Origin of the sequence: Rhizobium sp. RCC_161_2 (assembly GCF_041355235.1) — a bacterium.
GTDB lineage: Bacteria > Pseudomonadota > Alphaproteobacteria > Rhizobiales > Rhizobiaceae > Rhizobium.
In genome coordinates, this window is the sequence record NZ_JBFUPL010000018.1 from 21,060 (window position 1) to 38,408 (window position 17,349).

Here is a 17,349-nt window from a genome sequence, read left to right on the forward strand (position 1 = left end):
GCGCGGACATGGAGAGCTATCAGGATGAGAGATTATGAGGAGGAGGCGCCACCGGCTTTCCAACTGGTTCACGGGCAGAGATGCGGCCTCCCGCCTCTGTTGCGACCAGCCTTCGATGGTCTGATTGGGCAGGTCTCATTTCGGTCTCCACGGCATCGGTTTCCGTCAACCGCTGCCCTTGCTGTTGGGATTGTGGCTATGATGGCTGTCGCGCTCGCCGCCGCCGCCTGATACTTTGCTGCGACGACGGCGGTCGGGTTCAGCCGGTGGCTTCGGTATCTTCAAGGGCTCCTTGGCATTCTCATGCGATGCTCCCGGGCCCCCTTGACGGATACTTGCCGGCGTCTTGGTGGACGTGGACATGGATTCCTCCTATCGGTCCTGCTGGTTGCCTTGATGGGTCGTGTTGATCTTGCTGTTTCCTTGCTGACCCTTCTTGTCCGAATTAACGGACGTGTCGGACTTGTGCGGGTCCGACATCGATGTCCTCGAATGATCTCCCGTTCCTTTGTCAGTTCGGTTTTGTGGCGGTACGGGTGGTGGTTTGCTATTCATCGTTTCCTCCTCATTCAATAGGCTGCGGATAGTCTGCATGGACGGACGGCCTGGCTGAATGGTCTCATTCCCTTGCTAACTGGACCTCGGACGCGATGTTCCACGACCTCGCTGTCGGTCTGCCGCCGTTATGGGTTCTGAGATGCGCCGCCGCCTCCTCCAGGCTCTGGCTCGCCAGGATGAATGCTGATCGCGAAATACGCGGCGAGACAGCATGCGATGACAAAGATCGCGACGACGAAAATCATCATGCGGCGGCCGGCTTGGGGCTGACGGTCCATTTCCCCTCCTTGCAAGGTCTCATGAGCAGATTCATCTGGCCTTCCATCAAACCGCGTCTTGTCGATAATGTTCCAGAACAAGCGGCAGACACCGGCCCGCGCCGCGCCGGCATCCGGCTTCACGAAGAACGATCCGTCTCTAAGATCCGTCTGTAAGGAGTCGGACCAAGATTTTGATAGCCGGCTTCATTTCGGAAGGGCAAAGGCGATGATCTGGTCGCCATTGCGGGACTGGATGCCTCCATGGCCGCCGGCAGCGATCACCACATACTGCCGGCCATCCTTTCCAAGATAGGTGAGCGGCGTCGCGTTTCCGCCGGCCGGCAGGTGAAACTCCCAGAGCGTCTTGCCGGTTTTTCCGTCGAATGCGCGGATATATTGGTCCGTCGTTGCCGCCATGATGACAAGACCGCTGCGTGTCGCGATGCTGCCGCCCATGCTGAAGGTGCCGGTTGGTAGGCCGATCGGCGCGCGCAGACCGAATGGTCCCATGTCGCGCGTGGTTCCGACCGGTCTTTCCCAGACCAGCTTGCGCGTCAGCAGGTCGATTGCCTGCATCTTGCCCCATGGCGGGCGGGTGCAGGGAATGCCGATTGCGTTCAGCCAAGGCTTGACGACGATCGAATATGGCGTGCCGTGCTGCGGGTTGTTCTGAAAATCGGGCTGAGGATAAGGCTCGCTCCATCCGCCCCATGGCTGGAAGAGTCCCTTATCGAGAGCTGTTTGATAAGGCATCATCTGGAGCAAGAACGGCATGTAGGTCGTGTTGATGTACATGATTTTCCGCTCCGGATCGATGGTTGCACCATACCAGTCCGACACGCCATCAAACGCCGGCCATCCGACGGTCGGCTTGAGACCCGGCGGCGTGAACAGCCCGTCGTCGCGCATCCGGTGAAATGCAATGCGGCATAGCAGCTGATCGATCGGCGTCGCACCCCAGAGATCCGTCTCCTTTAGTTTCGGCGCGTTCAGGGCCGGCATACCGGTCGAGAAAGGTTGCGTCGGGGAATAGCGCTCTCCCGGAACATCGCCCCGAGGAACTGGCCTTTCCTCGACATTGGCCAGCGGATGACCGTCACGCCGGTCGAGAAGAAAGATCTGGCCCTGCTTCGTCGTCTGAACAAGCCCCGGCACGGTGGCACCGTTTTCTCCTGGCAGATCCACGAGCGACGGGCCGGCCGGCAAATCGAAATCCCAGAGATCATGATGCACTGGCTGAAAATGCCATCTTTCCGCGCCGGTCGTCAGGTCCAGCGCGACCAACGAGCTGGAATAGGCGTCATCGAACCCTCGCCTCTTGGCTCCGTAATAATCCGGTGTCGGATTGCCAAGAGGCACGAAGACGAGATTGAGCTTTGGATCGGCCGTGTAGACGCCCCAGCCATTCGGCGTGCCCCTCGTATAGATCTCATCGGCGCCGAGCGGCTTGTTCGCCGGCGTTCGTCCCATGTCCCACGACCAGGCAAGCTTACCCGTCATCGCGTCGAACGCCCGAACGACTCCGGACGGCTCGCCGACACTTTGATTGTCGTAGATCCAGCCGCCGAGCAGAATGCGGTCATTAAGCACCAAAGGCGGCGAGGAAATGAAATGGAACCCCGGAGGCACCGGCCCCATGTGCTCTCGCAGATCGACCATGCCGCCATTGCCGAAGTCTAGGCAAAGCTTGCCGGTAGCCGCATCAAGCTCGAACAGGCGCGGCAGGTCCGAAGCCGTCGACACTATCCTATGCTTGCAGACTGCCGTGGCGTTGGGTGCGTCATAGTAAGCGACGCCACGGCAGGCCTGATAGACATTGTGGGACATGTCGCCGGCCGGATCATACCTCCAATTCACCGCACCCGTCGTGGCATCGAGCGCCACGACTTCACGATGCGGCGTACAGAAATAAAGCCCGTCCCCGACTTTGATCGGCGTTGCCTCGAAACTGAATTCGCGCCCATGGGAATTCTCGCCACTTTCGGGCAGATCGCCGGTCGAAAAAGACCAGACCTGCTCCAGCTTTTTGACATTGCCCGGCGTGATTTGTATCAACGGCGAGAAGCGATCGCCGGCTGGTGTGCGGCCGTAGAAGAACCAGCTGTCGTCGGGAACGAGCTCATCCTTGCCGGCTGCGACCCCCTGCCATCCAGAGGGATCGCCAAATTGCACCTGCCGGACATTGCTGATCCGGAACCCCGCCGCGAAAACGAAGATAATGATGGCCGCACAGGCCGCCATTGCAAGCCAGGACCACTTGTCTGCCAAGGCCGACTGTCCGCTCGATGCCGACCGCAGTTTTCCCATCACCCAAGGGGACCAGATCCAAAGTCCGAGCACGGCTGGGGCAATCAAACGTGGGATAAGCGCCCATCCATCCAGGCCAGCTTCGTACAGCGACCACGCGACAGTGACGATCAGCAGGATGGCATAGACCGATGCTCCACCACGTCGGCGGAGCAGCAGCAGACCACCGCTCAAGATTAAAAGTAGACCAGCAGCCGCGTAGTATCGCGTTCCCCCGAGAAAGATCAGCCACCCGCCAAGCCCCCCTATCGCAATCCCGAGTAGAATGACGACGATGCCAGTGATCAGGGGAGATAATGAAGTAGAGAAACGCAACATGACGATCCTCGGATTGAATGATCCATCTATATCGAGCTAGGGCATCAATTGTTCCTGTCCAGGGGTGTTTTAGCCGCATGTCATGACGGGAACCGGCACCGTTTACTCGTGAGTTTGATAATTCATGGGCACGCCATGCGAGCACGCTGATACACGCATTTCACGAGGGAGACGTGTCACCGCCATCTGGGTCGGCCGAGATTCGCCACCATGCGCAAGATGTAAGTGGTAGCCTTCCTGCGCTCAAGCGATGATTTCGCATGATGGCGGGAACCCTCGGGAAGCTACGGTGTTTGGTGCGACTTCAAGACGTAAACCACGGAACGTTGCCGATGCAATCGGGTGGGAACACGAGGCCGGACAGTTCGGAAAACCATGCAGGCCTTTTGGCTGCAAGCGCTCTTCCGCGATGGGTCGTCCGTTCCCTGGCCGATAATGGGATCACGCGGGCCAGCGAGGCGGCGGCCATGACGGATGAGCAACTGCTGGAGCTCAGAGGTGTCGGCATCCAGTCCATCAGGCTTATTAGAAGCGCCGTCGGCTATTCTCGTCCGTTGGAAAACCAGGAGCAGGAAGAAGCCCCATCGACCGCATCGCTGCCGATTTCGCAAGATCACACATCAGTGACGGAGTAGCCCTTGCAAGCGGTCCGCATAGCGCCTTACGGTCTTCTCGATCCGCGGCGTTTCGGGGTCGGAAGAACCGGTCGCCGCCCCTGACCACAAACCGATCTGAAAGCCCAGATAGCAGCCTTCAAAGATAGTGAGCACGTCTTCGCGCAGGTCGCAATCCGCCTCTCGTGCAACGATCTCAGCAAGTTGGGTCTGCTCCGCGACAGACAGATCGAATTCCACGCAGGCGCCCGCCACATCCCAGGCGACGTCCTGACAGCCGATCAAATCGTGCGCGGCATTGTGATCGACGGCATCCGTCTTCAGGAGGCGGCCGTCGTCGCCCATCAGCCATTCCCAAGCGTGAAGCCGATTGTCGGTATCAATGCGGCGCAGGCGCGGTCCAGAATGATGCCGACGGCCGATCAAGCGCTCGAATTGTGCCGCCGTTTCGGGTCCAAGCGCCTCCCCAACATTGTTGACGGCCATGTGGCAGAGCTCACTGAGCGACGCGCCTCCCTGCCGTGCAGGAAGGTTGCGGGCGCGAAAGCCGAGATAACGGCCGACGCCGCCGACTATCCACTCTCTGGCCGCATTAGCCTCGATTGGTCGCCCCTCGATCCATTGCTCGACGGTAAAGCCGTAACAGCTACCGGCAACTGGCGGCGTGAACCCCGCTTCGCCCAACAAGGCTGCTCTTCGTCCTTTCTCCATTCCGCTCTCGCAAAGCCCGGCAAATTTGACAAGCCAGCGTCTATCCCCTTCACACATCAGGAATTTCAGCTTTTCCTGTTGCCTGTAGCTGGGCGGCCAGCGCTTCGGACCGCCATACCGAAGGGCACGCCAGCCGCCGCCGGAAAGGTCCCGCCATGACGGACCGCGAGCACTCACGAGTTCGCTCGCCCATGTTTGCAGCCGGCGAGCTTCTTTTGGCGTATCGATGATGAGATCACGAACATCGACGACATGGGTCTGCCGCTGTTTCCAGCGCCGGCGATGCGCATCGCTGGCGTATGCCCCGGGACCGCCTGCGTGGCTTGGGAAAAAGTGAAGACGTTCGGAAGCGACGCCATTGGCTTGCAGCCAATCGGCAACACAGCCAAACGAGCTTCCGGACAATCCGGGACCTTCGTCGACGATCGCAAAATCCGCGTCGCGGTCTGCTAGGATGCGTTCGCCAAGTGCCTGGCCGAGCCGGAGATGGCGGCAAAACGGATGGCCGGTCGGCCGGAGGGAATAGGCTGGTCCAGCGCCAAGGGCGGCCGCAACCAGGGCAGCCAAGCTCACGCCGATGCTGCGAAGGCCAAGTACAACCGTTCCAGGCGGCAGCTCCGACCGCAAGGCCGCTTCAAGATAACTCTCCGGATATAGAGCATAGAAGGCATAGCCCTCCGCGCGTTTCATCCGTATAGGATCCCGGCTGTCGAGGCGTTCGAGCAGAAGCGGATAATCCGCGGGAAATGTCAGATCGCCGGCGAAATTTTCTTGCCACGACCGCAACATCGCCTGTGCCTGCGCAAGCAAAAGCCTGGCGCCGGCAGTCTGGACATCGGAGACGTCGTCGACGGCCCGTTGCTCGAATTCGCGGTCGGCCAGTCCCTGGACCAGCTCACCCGTTGCGATGAAGGTCCGAACCAGCAATTCATGCCGCCGCCGCCCCGACGGCAACGCCAGGCAGGCCGACATGCCCTCGGCAATCCGGCTGCGGGCGGAAACGGAATCCTCGATACGTGCGATATCTCCATAGACCAGCATTGTCGAAGTCCTTGTCACCATCAGCATACCGAACGCATAAAAGAAGCCAGCGATCCATGGCCGGACCCCGATGAGAATTTTTTCGGGAACAGATCTCACCCCGGTTTGTTCGGGGGCGGCTTTGTAGATGCTGGAGATAGATATGCACTCGCAATCAATCCGCGTCGGCCTTATAGGTGTCGGCAACTGTGCGTCGTCCCTTGTTCAAGGTTTGACCTATTATCGAGACGTCCAGGATAACGAGCCCGTTCCAGGCCTCATGAACATCGACCTCGGCGGCTATCACGTCCGCGATGTCAAAATATCCGCCGCCTTCGATGTCGCAGCCTCTAAAGTGGGGCACGATGTCGCCGAAGCGATCTATGCCGCGCCCAACAACACCATGCGCTTCGCGGATGTCGCGGCGACCGGCGCCAAGGTGCATCGCGGCAAAACGCTCGACGGAATAGGAAAATATCTGGAAGACGAAATTCAGCTATCGGAGGAACCGGTCGCGGACGTTGCGGACATCCTGCGCCGGACGCGCACGGATGTGCTAGTGTCCTATCTCCCGGTCGGCTCGGAGGAGGCCACGAAGTGGTACGCCGAACAGGCACTCGCCGCCGGCTGCGCCTTCATCAACTGCATTCCCGTATTCATCGCCTCAAAAGACGAATGGCAGCAAAGGTTTGCCGAGCGCGGCCTGCCCATCATCGGCGACGACATCAAGAGCCAGGTGGGTGCGACGATCGTCCACCGCATGCTCGTCAATCTGTTTCGCGAACGCGGCGTGAGGATCAACCGAACTTATCAGCTGAACTTCGGAGGCAACACGGATTTCCTGAACATGCTTGAACGGGAACGGTTGGAATCGAAAAAGATCTCCAAAACGCAATCGGTGACCAGCCAGCTCGATATTCCTCTTCCCGCTCAGGATATCCATGTCGGCCCCAGCGATCATGTGCCATGGCTGACGGACCGAAAATGGGCCTACATACGACTGGAAGGGACGACATTCGGCGGTGTGCCGCTTAATGCGGAGCTCAAGCTGGAAGTGTGGGATTCGCCCAATTCGGCCGGTGTCGTCATCGATGCGATACGCTGCGCAAAACTGGCGCTTGACCGCGGTATCGGTGGTCCATTGGTCGGCCCGTCCAGCTATTTCATGAAATCGCCGCCGCAACAATTCACCGATCATGAAGCCCGCCAGCGCACGCAGGCTTTCATCGATGATCGGGAGGATGTTCTGCGCGGAGCAGCGGAATGACCGTTACCTTCTTTCTTGTGCGTCATGCCGCCCACGACGATGTCGGGCGCTTTCTTGCCGGCCGCATGGAGGGCATTGCGCTTGGTCAGGCGGGGCGGGCGCAAGCCGATCGCCTGGGGCAACGGATGAAGCGCGAAGAGATCGGAGCAATTTATACAAGCCCTCGCGAGCGCACGCGGGAAACAGCGGCCGCCATCGCGGCGGCTTGCGGGCTTGGGCCGCCGCGAATTGCCGACGCGCTCGATGAGGTGAATTTCGGCGAATGGGCGGGAAAGACATTCGATATCCTGAACGGCGACCCGCAATGGCGGCGGTGGAACGACGTGCGCAGTCTTACCCGCACGCCCGGCGGCGAAATCATGCTCGACGTGCAGCGACGGGTGCTGGGGTTGATCGAAACCCTCTCGAATGCCGGCAGCGGCAAGAGATTGGCGCTGGTATCGCACGGCGACGTTCTCAAGGCGGCGGTCTGCCATGTCCTCGGATTACCCATCGACGCATGGCCGAAATTCGACATCGCACCTGCCTCCATCACCACTATGGCAATCGGCGATTGGGGCGCGAAAATCATCACGCTCAATGAAATGAACCCATGATCCTTTAACGGGAGAACTTCATGATCGAAGCAGCAATGATCTGGAACGAACCGAACAACAAGTCTCATTGGGATCCGGAAGTCGATCCCGACTGGCATCGCTTTTCCCATATGGCAACGCTTGCCGCCGACGCCATCGCCGCGAAAAATCCGGTCATCACCAAAGTCCTGGGGGGGATTTCGCCGATCGATCCCGCATTTATCGGCCGCATGAAGGACCACGGCGTGCTCGATCACGTCGATGCGGTCGCCGTCCATGGTTTCCCGCTCGACTGGAACCTTTGGCAAATCGACGAATGGCCAAAGAAGATCGACGAGATCAAAGAGGTAACCGATCTTCCGATTTGGGTCAGCGAGGTTGGCGTGTCCAGTTTCGGTGCCGAGGACGTGCAGCTATGGGGGCTAAAGCGCACCGTCGAACTGCTCAGGGGAAAGGTGGCGCGATGCCAATGGTACAGCCTCTACGATCTTCCCCGGTCATGGGAAGCGACGACGCGCCATCGAGAGGCCGAAGGCTCCTCCTATTACCGACATTATTACATGGGGATCTTACGCGAGGACGGCGCTCCGAAGCCGGCCTTGGAGGAGTTTTCCCGACAAACGCCGAACCTTGGGCTTGTGCAATGGTTTCATTTCGAGGACCCGAGGCTAGACGAAGCCGTATCCTGGATGAAGCGGCTCGGCGTCAAATCGGTGCGCACGGGGCTCTCCTGGGCGGACAGGTTCCGACCCAATGCGCTCGACTGGTTCGACCGGCAGATGCGCAGTCTCGAGGACTTCGAGGTAACAGTAACCTTCTGCTTCACCCCGGAGCATCGGGGCATCGCTCCGCATCATACAAGCGCGCCGCTGGTGCCCGAGGAATTCGCCGCGTTTTGCAGCGAAATGGTGGAGCGCTATGCACCGGGGCAGGATGGTAGTTCGATATCGCAATCGGTTCCGATAGCGACTGTGTCCTGAACCATTCAATCGTGGCCCTCGGCGCCCGACGCGCCGAGCCGGTCCAGCATTCGTCCCAAAGCGCCGCGGGAATAGGCCAGGCTGTGGTAACAGGTCAGCATGCTCCGTGCCCATACTAGATAGAGGCCGGGCCAGCGCAGCAGCCGCGCGAGCCAGAAGACGCGATGGCTCCAAAGACTGATTGCGTACCGCATAGCGTAGATCATCATGCGTCTAGCTCTCAACCCACGCCTTGCCGCAATAACGCGCTTGCGCGGCCGCAGACGCCATCGCGGCCAGGTCAACCGAAAAGCCAGACCTTGACGGCGTTGGCGAAACCCCGCCGCCTGGGTGGAGATCACGAACGGCGCATCGACGGCCGACAATTCGATCCTTTTGAATTCCATTCCGCCGCGAATGATCTCGAGCAGCTCCGGCGACCGAACGACCAACACATTGGTCCCCCTCCCATCCGCCGAATAGGGCTCTCTCCAGGCATCGCCAAAGGCGATATCAGCGGTTTCGGCGACAACATCGTCGCAGAAATTGCAGGCGGCGTTCTGAAAGAACCCGGCGCCCCAATCGCCATCCGCCAAATCCCACCAATCGCGGCTGCGGGTATCGCCGTTCCGCAGAGTCAATTGCGCGCGATACCAGTTCGCCGGCCGCTCGGGGCATTTCATCCGATAGTCGAGCCGCTCCACGTCGTGAATATCCTGCCCCATCTGCCAGGCAAAACTTTCCGCCATGCGCGCGCTTTTCATATGCCCGCAAAAGAGCCCGAGCGTGAAAGCGATGCGCTCGTTCAAAATTGGGTCCGCCAAACAGGACAGTCTCACGGCCTTGATGAAGCACGGAATGCCGATGATCGCGTACCGGCCAGGCACATGCCTGATCGTGTCGAATATCTCAGACATCTCGACCGGATGATACCGGGATTTCGCGCCGGCGCTCAACGCATCCGAACTGCGGGATATCGTATAGCGGAACAAACGGTCGTCGCTGCCGGTCGGGTCGTTCGCCGTTACATGCGCCACGCCATCGACAAGCCCCAGCCGCAGCAGTTCCGCCGCGACCCAGGTGACCATGCCGCCAGAACTTCCGTTGGCCCGAAATTCTCCTTCGTCGGCATGACCGACAAATGCCGCCTCGAAGCGACCGAGCATGTCATTTCTGATTCGTGCCACCGGGAAGTGACGCTCGGCCAGTTCATCCTCATTCTTTGCGGAGGGGGAGAAGGGACAAATGCGTGGGAAATCCCCTTCTCGATCCTGAAGCCAGCGATGATTGCCCCTCGGTTTCAATTGACCGTAGCGATCGAACGTCATTCGAACGCGGCCATTCCTTGACGGGGCGGCACAAGCGCCACAACCGACACAGAGCCCAGAACGGATGATCTCACGCGGGTTTGGTCGCGCCGAAGGCGCGCGTGGTTCAAGACGGCCGCTGAACGACATGCTGGAGATAGGAGCTGGAGTTGTGACGCAGGGCCGCGATGCGCCGGAAGATCATTGCTCCCGGCGGGTTGGTAAGAACCGTGTCGAGCGATAAGGCAGATGAGCGCTCGGATATGACATTTCGCTCGGCACCAATCACTGTGGTCAGATCGCGCAGCTTGTTCGACCGATAGTCCGAAAGAACGCAGGCAAAGGGCTTGTCGTTCACGAGTGAAAAGACGCAGCCGTGGAAGAAATTCGTCGCCACCGCCGTTGCGCCGGCAATAAAGCGAGCGTAATCCACAGGCCCGGCGTCGATCCATTGCCGGTCCGCCCAGCTGTTTCGATAGCCGATGCTGATCAGCTTGATCGATCGCTCATCAGCCCATTGGCGCACGGCCCGCTGAAACCAGCCGGGGAAACTATGCCCGTAAACGGCGATATAAGCCGGCTGCGGCTCCGCCCTGCCCGCCTTCCAAATCGGCTGCGGAAATTGCAGGCATGGGTCCAGCACCAGCTCGGCCTCTATCCCGAGCACATCCTCTATCAGCCGCTTCGAATTGAGGTCGCGAACGGAAATCCGCGAGAAGCGGCGCAACTGTTCGGCCCAATGCCCCTTCAAGCGGTCCGGAACGCTCACGTTTCCAAATGTCGCTGCATAGGAGACCAGGCGGCTGGAGCGCAGTCCCTCGCCATAGAACAGACGGCAGCCGCCGTACCAGGGATGCCGAAGGTTCCACACCTCGTCGCTGCCGACGACCACGAGCGGAAACTCTTGCGCGTCGGCGGGATGTTCCAGCGCGAACGGCGACGAGAGCGGCAGTGCGGCGAACGCATCGAAGAATTTGCGTATCTTGCGCTTGTACAGAGAATAGTCATCCGGTCTGGTCTTGGCCGGAAGCTGCGGCTGAAACGCGCAACGCCACTCCGCCCGGTCGACGCTCGCCGATCTGTGTTCCAACAGAACCGGGTCCAACCCGATCGAGCGCAGCCCTTCGACCAAACACCGGGCTTGCCAGTAGGACCCATAATTTATGCAGCGGTGAAAGGTCAGCACGCCCACCTTATCGCGGCCGCGATTGCCCGAAGCGACACCTGCATCGAGATGGTTTGGCGAATGCCGGCGAGGAGAAAAACGGATCAAATCGGACATGGTCGCTCACGATACTGAAGGAAAAATTGGCGCTGCGGGACAAGGTGGTTTGAACCTCAAACCGAGCGGCCCCGCAATTGTTCCCCTACATGAGCATGGATCTCGTCGAAACGCGGGTATGGGCCTAGTCGGCTAGGTTGATCTCCGCAATCAATGGCAGGTGGTCGGACGCTAGGCTGGTCAGCCGATTTCGGGGCACGGCCGCGTTGATGACGGCAAGATCGCGGCTTACAAAAATGTGATCCAGTCTCACCATTGGATAGCGCGAGGGAAAGGTCGGCTTTGCCAACCGGCCGTCGGAAAGCTGAGCGTCTTTCAGCCTGCGAGCGACCAGCCGATACGTCGCGGAGGCAGGAACAGCGTTGAAATCCCCGCAAAGGATGGTTGAGGTTGGATCCTTGCCGCTTTGCAGCCATGCCGGGCCGAGGAGCGTCGTCATTTGCTGGATGCGATCGCGCCCCCGAAGGCCGAGATGGGTATTGATGACATGCAATTTCCTGTTTCCGACCATGATCTCGACGGAAAGTGCCCCTCGCTGTTCGCCCAGTGAAGGCAACGGACCGCCCTTGATCGCTCTCGTCGGCAGATCGGTTATGAGGGCATCTCCATATTGCTCCTCGGCGATCGTCATGGCCGGGTTGAAATGCGCCTCCATCTTCAACAAGGAAGCAATCAGGCTCGCCTGATCGACGCCGCCGGTTCTGCGCCGGCGAACGTCGATCTCCTGGAGCGCCACGATGTCGGCCCGCGCTTCCGCAATGATCGCCGCAATCCGGCCAGGATCGATCTTTCGATCCGTACCGACGCAGCTATGCACGTTGTAGGTCAGAACTCGGATCGATCTTCCATTGGCCATGGCCGAGGAACACCGAACTCGGCCAATCGTTCCAACCTGTGAACTATGTCGCATGCTCGCGGAAGAAGAAGGATGACCGATGAAGTCGAAACGTCTGATCTGGAACGGTCTGCTCATTGCGGCGATCTTCCTGGCTTTCTCGCTTCTGTATCGCATGCTGCAGCACTACAGTTTCGATGAAATCAGGAGCTCGCTACGGGCCATACCGTGTTGGCACCTCTTTCTTGCATTTCTTTGCGCTGCGGCATCCTACCTTTGCCTCACCGGCTTCGATACCCTGGGCGTCATCTGGCTTGGCAAGTCCTTGCCTTACCGCAAAATTGCATTCGCTTCTTTTGTCAGCCTCTCGATGGGTCACAATATCGGCTTTGCGGGCCTGAGCAGCGGCGCTTTCCGGTATCGCTATTATTCGCGCTGGGGCCTGAGCATGGAGGAGGTCGCGAAGATCATACTTTTTTGCGGTGTCACGGTTGGTCTCGGGCTGATCACGCTCGCGGGCATCGCATTGATTGTCGATCCCGCGGATGCCTCGGTCCTGTTGCAATCGGATGCCGAGAACATTCGCGTAGTTGGTGCGCTCATTCTCCTCCTTCCGGTTGCCTATGCACTGCTGTCCGTGCTTTTGCGGCAACGATTGACATTGTGGCGATGGTCCTTTGAGCTGCCGCGGCTTTGCCTGGCTTTGCCGCAAATCATGATCGGCGCCTTGAATTTCGTCTTCGTGTCGGGTTGTCTGCATCAACTGCTTTCGGCTTTCGCCGACATCGCCTTCTTTCAATCCGTGGCCGCCTTCGTGCTCGCCAATGCCGCTGTCCTGATGACCCATGTTCCCGGTGGTCTCGGCGTAATCGAAACGACCGTTGCCTATATCGTCCCGGATGCCGCCTCCATCGGCGCCCTGGTCGCTTTTCGCTGCATCTATTTCCTGATCCCGCTCCTGCTGGGGACCACGCTTCTAATCATTGGCGAATTGGTGTTCCGACATCGTTCAGCTCGAGCGAAGAATTCGGCGGAGGTGGTCAACAAGACGACGCGAGCCTGATCGACCGAATGGGCGCGCGGGATCGAATATGGCGGTCCCTGGAATTGGCCGTGTTTTTTTACAATCCGGTGCAAATGACTTGAGACAGCGAGGTCCACCATTCAAGATCGCAATCGCATCAATCAGCGATCCGCTCTGTCGAAAGGCGTCTCTAACGGCTATCGCGGCGCAGCCGAGATATTCCGCCAGAAGCACGTTGCGAAGCTCATTGATAGCCAGGCGATGGTCGAGCCCGCGGGCTTCAAAGACAATGTCGCATTCCGTATCAAGCCCCTCTGATCGGTGATTGAGATTCGAGGAGCCGATGCGAAGCAAAGTATCGTCGGCGATCAGAAGTTTCGAATGAACGAGCAATTCGAACTGCTTTTCGCCATCCGGAACGACAGGATAGAAAATACGCAACCGACCATGACGATCGGCCTCCTTGAGCAGGCGGATTATCCTGTCGCGATTCCCTCCCATGATAAGGTTTTCGATCAGGCCGTGGGATTTGCGCGTGCACACGATAACGACCTCAGGCCCGTGCTCCTCCCGCAGGCGCGCTGAGATGGCTTTGGCAACATTGAACGACGCCAGATATTGCGTCTCGATATAGAGCTGATGTCTGGCTGCGGCGATGACTTTCCGGGTAAGAGCAATTCCCTGACCAAGGCCGCTCCTGAACAAGGTAGCCGGCTCCGTTATCGCAAGCCTGATCGGAATATCGTACAGCGACACGCCGAGATCGGGCCATGGTAAATCTGTCCGCGTTGGCAAAGGTTTATATTTTTCGCCTGTGGCATCCAGCCAGCGTCGCTGCGCCACTGCGGCGATAAGCCTTGCGGCATCCCCAGATACCATTGCCTGCAGGTCGTGAAGCGGTTCGTACAAGACGCCTCCAGGATCGCGCTTCAGCTGGTCACGAACTCTATGGCCGCGTGTGTCCCAGCGCCGTGACGTTAGATCGATGCCACCGATGAAGGCGAGGGAATCGTCGATGCAAACCAGTTTTTGATGATGACATCCTCGTATCGCCGGCTGAACCGCAAACCGCAGATCGATGCGATCACTCCTTGGAAAGCTCGCCTTGCGAAGCACTTTCATCGATTTTTCGGAGTAAAGCGGTCCCAAGGCCCAAATCAAGATTCGAATCTCGAGATCGGGTTTGGCATCGGCCAGTGCCTCCAACAATTCACCCAACGTTCCCTCGGATTTTCTAGGCTCAAGCCGGATCTCCGGATTGAAATCCCATCCGATAATCCAGATCCGGCGTTGGGCACGCTGCAGCATATGGGCGAGCCGGGAAAAATAGTCGCTGCCGTTGATGAGGAACGCCGCCTTCGCGGCAGTACCTTGCAACTGTTCATCTTCGGCTTTCAGCAGCATGGCAGGACCAATTGCTCCTTTTCGATACGTCGTCTGCCACACCGTTCCTATTGCCTGGCAGATGAATGCTTGCGGTAGCGGTCGCCTTTCCTGCGTCACGGAACCAAATGTCGACTTCCTGGGTGATCGAGATATTTCTCCGTCTCGACATTTTGACTGTCGAGGCCCGGTTTCTTCGATTGCTGTTCCTTGTATCTGTTGGAAAGCACGGCATTTTTCTCGACGCGACTGTCGTTAAGCATCGATCTTGCGCCTGACGCATCGCCCCTGCATTGGGCACCGCGACCGATGCGCTTTTTCCTGCATGGGCCATTGTCTTTCTCCTAAGCGTGCAAATGCCCGGCTTACCAGGCAAACGTGCCTGTAACGCTCGCTTCTGCCAGCGTATGTTTTTTTGCCTCTGCTCATCCGGCCTCGAAAGTTTCGGGACGTTGAGGGCGGCAAGACAGAAGATGCCGTGATGAGGGCGATCGCCAGGGGGCTGCGGGCTGTCATAGTGAGCATCGCCGAAATCATTCTTATAGAACCACGGCGGGCGCTCCGGCGCCGTATCGGCGCTTTCGCGAAGCGCGGTCCACTGAGCCGGGATGTTGGCGATACCGCAGTAGCGGAACGTGCCGCTCGGAGCATCCAGATCCTCGACGACTAGAGCAAAGTTCCTGCTCTCATCGAGAGCGTCGCTCCAGGCGAGCGGCGGCAAGAGATTGTCGCCCTTGCGCGTATATTTATCGGGGATCGGCTGATCTCGCGCAAAGGCTTTGCTGATCAAAGCCAAAGCCATGATGGTTCTCCAATGAAAGAACTCAAGGGCAAAATCGCTTGTTCCGCGTGGCTTTTCCCTGGGTTCGGTTGCGTTTTGACCGGCATTTTTGCCGACCGGTAAATCTTCTCCGTTCGCAGGACGGGGCTTTTGCCGTCCTGCGGTGCTGAACCATTCTCCAATTCGTGACCCTGATGCCGTTTCCTCTTCGGCTTCGGACACATAGTGGCGTTCGGCTCCCGGCTTCCCATTCTCCTGTAAGAGCGCAGCCCAGACCTGCCGGGCTCGCTAAACCATCATCAGGACAGCCGGGATATCGTCGACAATGCACCTTCCTCACCATCAGCGCGCCGTTCATAGGGACGCTGGTCACGCAGAATCTGGAAGGTGATCGTCAAAAGTTTGCGCGCGATGGCGACACGCGCCTTGTTGGTTCCTCTGAACTTCAGATGTTCGTATTGGGCTCGTAGCCGCGGGTCGGTAGCGATGGCCGGCGCCACCGCCTCGACGAAGGCCCAGCGTAACCACTTGTTGCCCTGCTTGATGATCTTGCCGTGATAGGTCTTGCCGCCGCTCGAATAGGTCGAGGGAACCAGGACGGCATAGGCAGCCAGCTTCTTCGGATTACGAAAGCGAGAGATGTCATCGATCTCAGCGTCGATCAGCCGAGCGAAGAACTCTCCAATACCAGGGATGGTTTTGAGCAGCTTCACGTTGCCGTTGGTCTTGGTCATCGCCCGGATCGTTGCTTCCGACTGCTTGATCCGCCCGTCAATGTCGCCGACGAACTCCAGCCCGCGGTCGATCTGGATGCGATCGATCTCCGACACTCTGATCGCAGCGAGCTGCTGGCGGCCGGTCTTGCCGAACAAATCACCCTGCCTCTTCAAATGTGCCGTCTGCTCCGGGTAACGATCGAATACCGTCACGATCCGGTTCTTCGTCATCGTGCGCAGCCGCACGTAAAACATTCGCTCGCGAAGGGCGACGCGAAGCTCCCGCGCCTTCTCGCCGGGAGCCCACGCCTTAGGCACGAGATCGGCGCGAAGAAGATGCGCCAGGACCGTCGCGTCAATCTTGTCCGTTTTGATCTTGGCGTCGGCGATCGCCTTCACCTTTAAGGGATGGGCGAGGACGACATCGTCACAAATGTCGTCGAGCCAGTCGTACATCACCATCCAGTTGCGCGTCGCTTTGACAACAGCGTGGCTGTTATCCCGATACCGCTCCAGAAACGAGCCGAGCGATTGGCGGTCGTTCTTCACACGCCCGGATCGTAGCGTCTTCCCGGCGGAATCCTGCACGACCAGGTGGCTGTAGCTTTTGTGATAATCCACGCCGATGTGATAATCATAGGGTGCAGTCACGCTTTGCTCTCCTCTATTGAGTTCCCGAAAACCCAAGTAAGGTAAGCCAAACGACGCAAGGCGTGACTGTCCCAAGATCATCTGCATCTCAGAAATCCGTTCTTTCAATGCTGGGCGCGGCCTCTTTCACGCCACCTCCTGTCAATATCGCGGGTGACCGTTGATGACGACACATGCGCCGTACTGGTTTCCCAAACCTTCCGCCGAACAATACCGGGGCCTCATTGTTCCCTGGAATGCCGCGGTGAATAGAAACCTATTTATTGATGCGGTCTCGCTTACGGGGATCGACACCGCCCTGTGGCGTGGTGTCGTTGGCGACGTCGCCCTCCACCGTATTTTCGCGTTGTAGCTCTTCGTCGTCCAACGGGTTCTTTATGTCGGGATCGTTGTTCAAATACAGATTGCCCTGGTTTGTTCGTCTTTCGGTGCTTTGGTGATGTCATGATCAGCTTTTTCCCGGCGGACGGCCGTGGTCCGGAAGAACTCCGTCAGGAAATTTCCTCGAGCGATTCCTCAGGCTTGCCAAAGTACATCCGCAGAATGCCACCGTCTTTCGCTCTCCTGACCCGCGCCGGGTGACCATTCCTAGCCTCGGCCCATTTTCGGATCAGATCGTGATCAGTCGTTGTATGGGATGCACTCATTTTTGCCTCCTGCTACCCATGTTTTGTTCATGGCCTAAGCCGGCAAGCCGGTCATTGCTTCCGAAGCCTCGAACATTATGATCGGCGCTGGAGGTTGCAAAAATCCCCTCGATTGTCATCTCGATTGGCAACAA

At 58.7% G+C, this 17,349-nt stretch carries 16 protein-coding genes and 1 pseudogene; 6 read left to right on the plus strand and 11 right to left on the minus strand.

The genetic code is table 11. From position 1 onward, the window contains the following. Positions 1-165: 165 nt before the first annotated feature. The 4 genes from AB6803_RS29645 to AB6803_RS29660 form a co-directional block, all read right to left on the minus strand. Entirely contained in the window at positions 166-363 is a 198-nt protein-coding gene (locus tag AB6803_RS29645) for a hypothetical protein (RefSeq protein WP_371112232.1), read from the minus strand. Positions 364-372: 9 nt separating this feature from the next. Beyond that, positions 373-555 carry a hypothetical protein gene (locus AB6803_RS29650; protein WP_371112233.1) on the minus strand — a complete coding sequence of 61 codons (183 nt, stop codon included), beginning with the start codon at positions 553-555 and terminating at the stop codon, positions 373-375. Positions 556-683: 128 nt separating this feature from the next. Continuing rightward, on the minus strand, positions 684-959 hold the full coding sequence (locus tag AB6803_RS29655; protein WP_371112234.1) for a hypothetical protein: 276 nt from the start codon (positions 957-959) through the stop codon (positions 684-686). Between the two features lie 63 nt (positions 960-1,022). Then, entirely contained in the window at positions 1,023-3,443 is a 2,421-nt protein-coding gene (locus tag AB6803_RS29660; protein ID WP_371112235.1) for a membrane-bound PQQ-dependent dehydrogenase, glucose/quinate/shikimate family, read from the minus strand. 467 nt (positions 3,444-3,910) lie between these two features. On the opposite strand from AB6803_RS29660, the gene AB6803_RS29665 reads away from it, so the two are divergent. After that, complete coding sequence (locus AB6803_RS29665) at positions 3,911-4,078, plus strand: hypothetical protein (RefSeq protein WP_371112236.1); 168 nt, start codon at positions 3,911-3,913, stop codon at positions 4,076-4,078. Here AB6803_RS29665 and AB6803_RS29670 read toward each other — a convergent pair. Continuing rightward, positions 4,064-5,809, minus strand: a complete 1,746-nt coding sequence (locus tag AB6803_RS29670; RefSeq protein ID WP_371112237.1) for a hypothetical protein — start codon at positions 5,807-5,809, stop codon at positions 4,064-4,066. The genes AB6803_RS29665 and AB6803_RS29670 overlap by 15 nt on opposite strands. A 142-nt stretch (positions 5,810-5,951) precedes the next feature. Here AB6803_RS29670 and AB6803_RS29675 point away from each other — a divergent pair, with 142 nt between their 5' ends. The 3 genes from AB6803_RS29675 to AB6803_RS29685 are packed head-to-tail and all read left to right on the plus strand — an operon-like array spanning position 5,952 to position 8,610. Continuing rightward, a complete protein-coding gene (locus AB6803_RS29675; protein ID WP_371112238.1) occupies positions 5,952-7,055 on the plus strand; it encodes an inositol-3-phosphate synthase in 1,104 nt (367 codons plus the stop codon). After that, a complete protein-coding gene (locus tag AB6803_RS29680; RefSeq protein ID WP_371112239.1) occupies positions 7,052-7,651 on the plus strand; it encodes a histidine phosphatase family protein in 600 nt (199 codons plus the stop codon). Before AB6803_RS29675 ends, AB6803_RS29680 begins: the two co-directional genes overlap by 4 nt. A 20-nt stretch (positions 7,652-7,671) precedes the next feature. Continuing rightward, a complete protein-coding gene (locus tag AB6803_RS29685; protein WP_371112240.1) occupies positions 7,672-8,610 on the plus strand; it encodes a beta-xylosidase in 939 nt (312 codons plus the stop codon). A gap of 5 nt (positions 8,611-8,615) precedes the next feature. On the opposite strand, the gene AB6803_RS29690 is transcribed toward AB6803_RS29685, so the two are convergent. The 3 genes from AB6803_RS29690 to AB6803_RS29700 form a co-directional block, all read right to left on the minus strand. After that, positions 8,616-9,917 carry a Coenzyme F420 hydrogenase/dehydrogenase, beta subunit C-terminal domain gene (locus AB6803_RS29690; RefSeq protein ID WP_371112241.1) on the minus strand — a complete coding sequence of 434 codons (1,302 nt, stop codon included), beginning with the start codon at positions 9,915-9,917 and terminating at the stop codon, positions 8,616-8,618. Positions 9,918-10,023: 106 nt separating this feature from the next. Further along, positions 10,024-11,178 carry a polysaccharide pyruvyl transferase family protein gene (locus AB6803_RS29695; protein WP_371112242.1) on the minus strand — a complete coding sequence of 385 codons (1,155 nt, stop codon included), beginning with the start codon at positions 11,176-11,178 and terminating at the stop codon, positions 10,024-10,026. A 124-nt stretch (positions 11,179-11,302) separates the two neighbouring features. Next, positions 11,303-12,034 (minus strand): endonuclease/exonuclease/phosphatase family protein, encoded by a 732-nt coding sequence (locus AB6803_RS29700; RefSeq protein ID WP_371112243.1) that lies wholly within the window; start codon positions 12,032-12,034, stop codon positions 11,303-11,305. A gap of 79 nt (positions 12,035-12,113) precedes the next feature. Between AB6803_RS29700 and AB6803_RS29705 the strand changes: the two genes are divergently transcribed. Beyond that, entirely contained in the window at positions 12,114-13,076 is a 963-nt protein-coding gene (locus tag AB6803_RS29705) for a UPF0104 family protein (RefSeq protein WP_371112244.1), read from the plus strand. On the opposite strand, the gene AB6803_RS29710 is transcribed toward AB6803_RS29705, so the two are convergent. From AB6803_RS29710 to AB6803_RS29720, 3 genes and pseudogenes are all read right to left on the minus strand, one after another. After that, positions 13,023-14,441 (minus strand): phospholipase D-like domain-containing protein, encoded by a 1,419-nt coding sequence (locus tag AB6803_RS29710; RefSeq protein ID WP_371112245.1) that lies wholly within the window; start codon positions 14,439-14,441, stop codon positions 13,023-13,025. The genes AB6803_RS29705 and AB6803_RS29710 overlap by 54 nt on opposite strands. A 344-nt stretch (positions 14,442-14,785) precedes the next feature. Continuing rightward, positions 14,786-15,222: pseudogene (locus AB6803_RS29715) on the minus strand (YbhB/YbcL family Raf kinase inhibitor-like protein). Between the two features lie 278 nt (positions 15,223-15,500). Next, a complete protein-coding gene (locus AB6803_RS29720) occupies positions 15,501-16,568 on the minus strand; it encodes an IS110 family transposase (RefSeq protein ID WP_371112246.1) in 1,068 nt (355 codons plus the stop codon). A gap of 163 nt (positions 16,569-16,731) precedes the next feature. Between AB6803_RS29720 and AB6803_RS29725 the strand changes: the two genes are divergently transcribed. After that, positions 16,732-16,920, plus strand: coding sequence for a hypothetical protein (locus AB6803_RS29725; protein WP_371112247.1), 189 nt, complete (start codon positions 16,732-16,734; stop codon positions 16,918-16,920). The last annotated feature ends 429 nt before the right edge of the window (positions 16,921-17,349 follow it).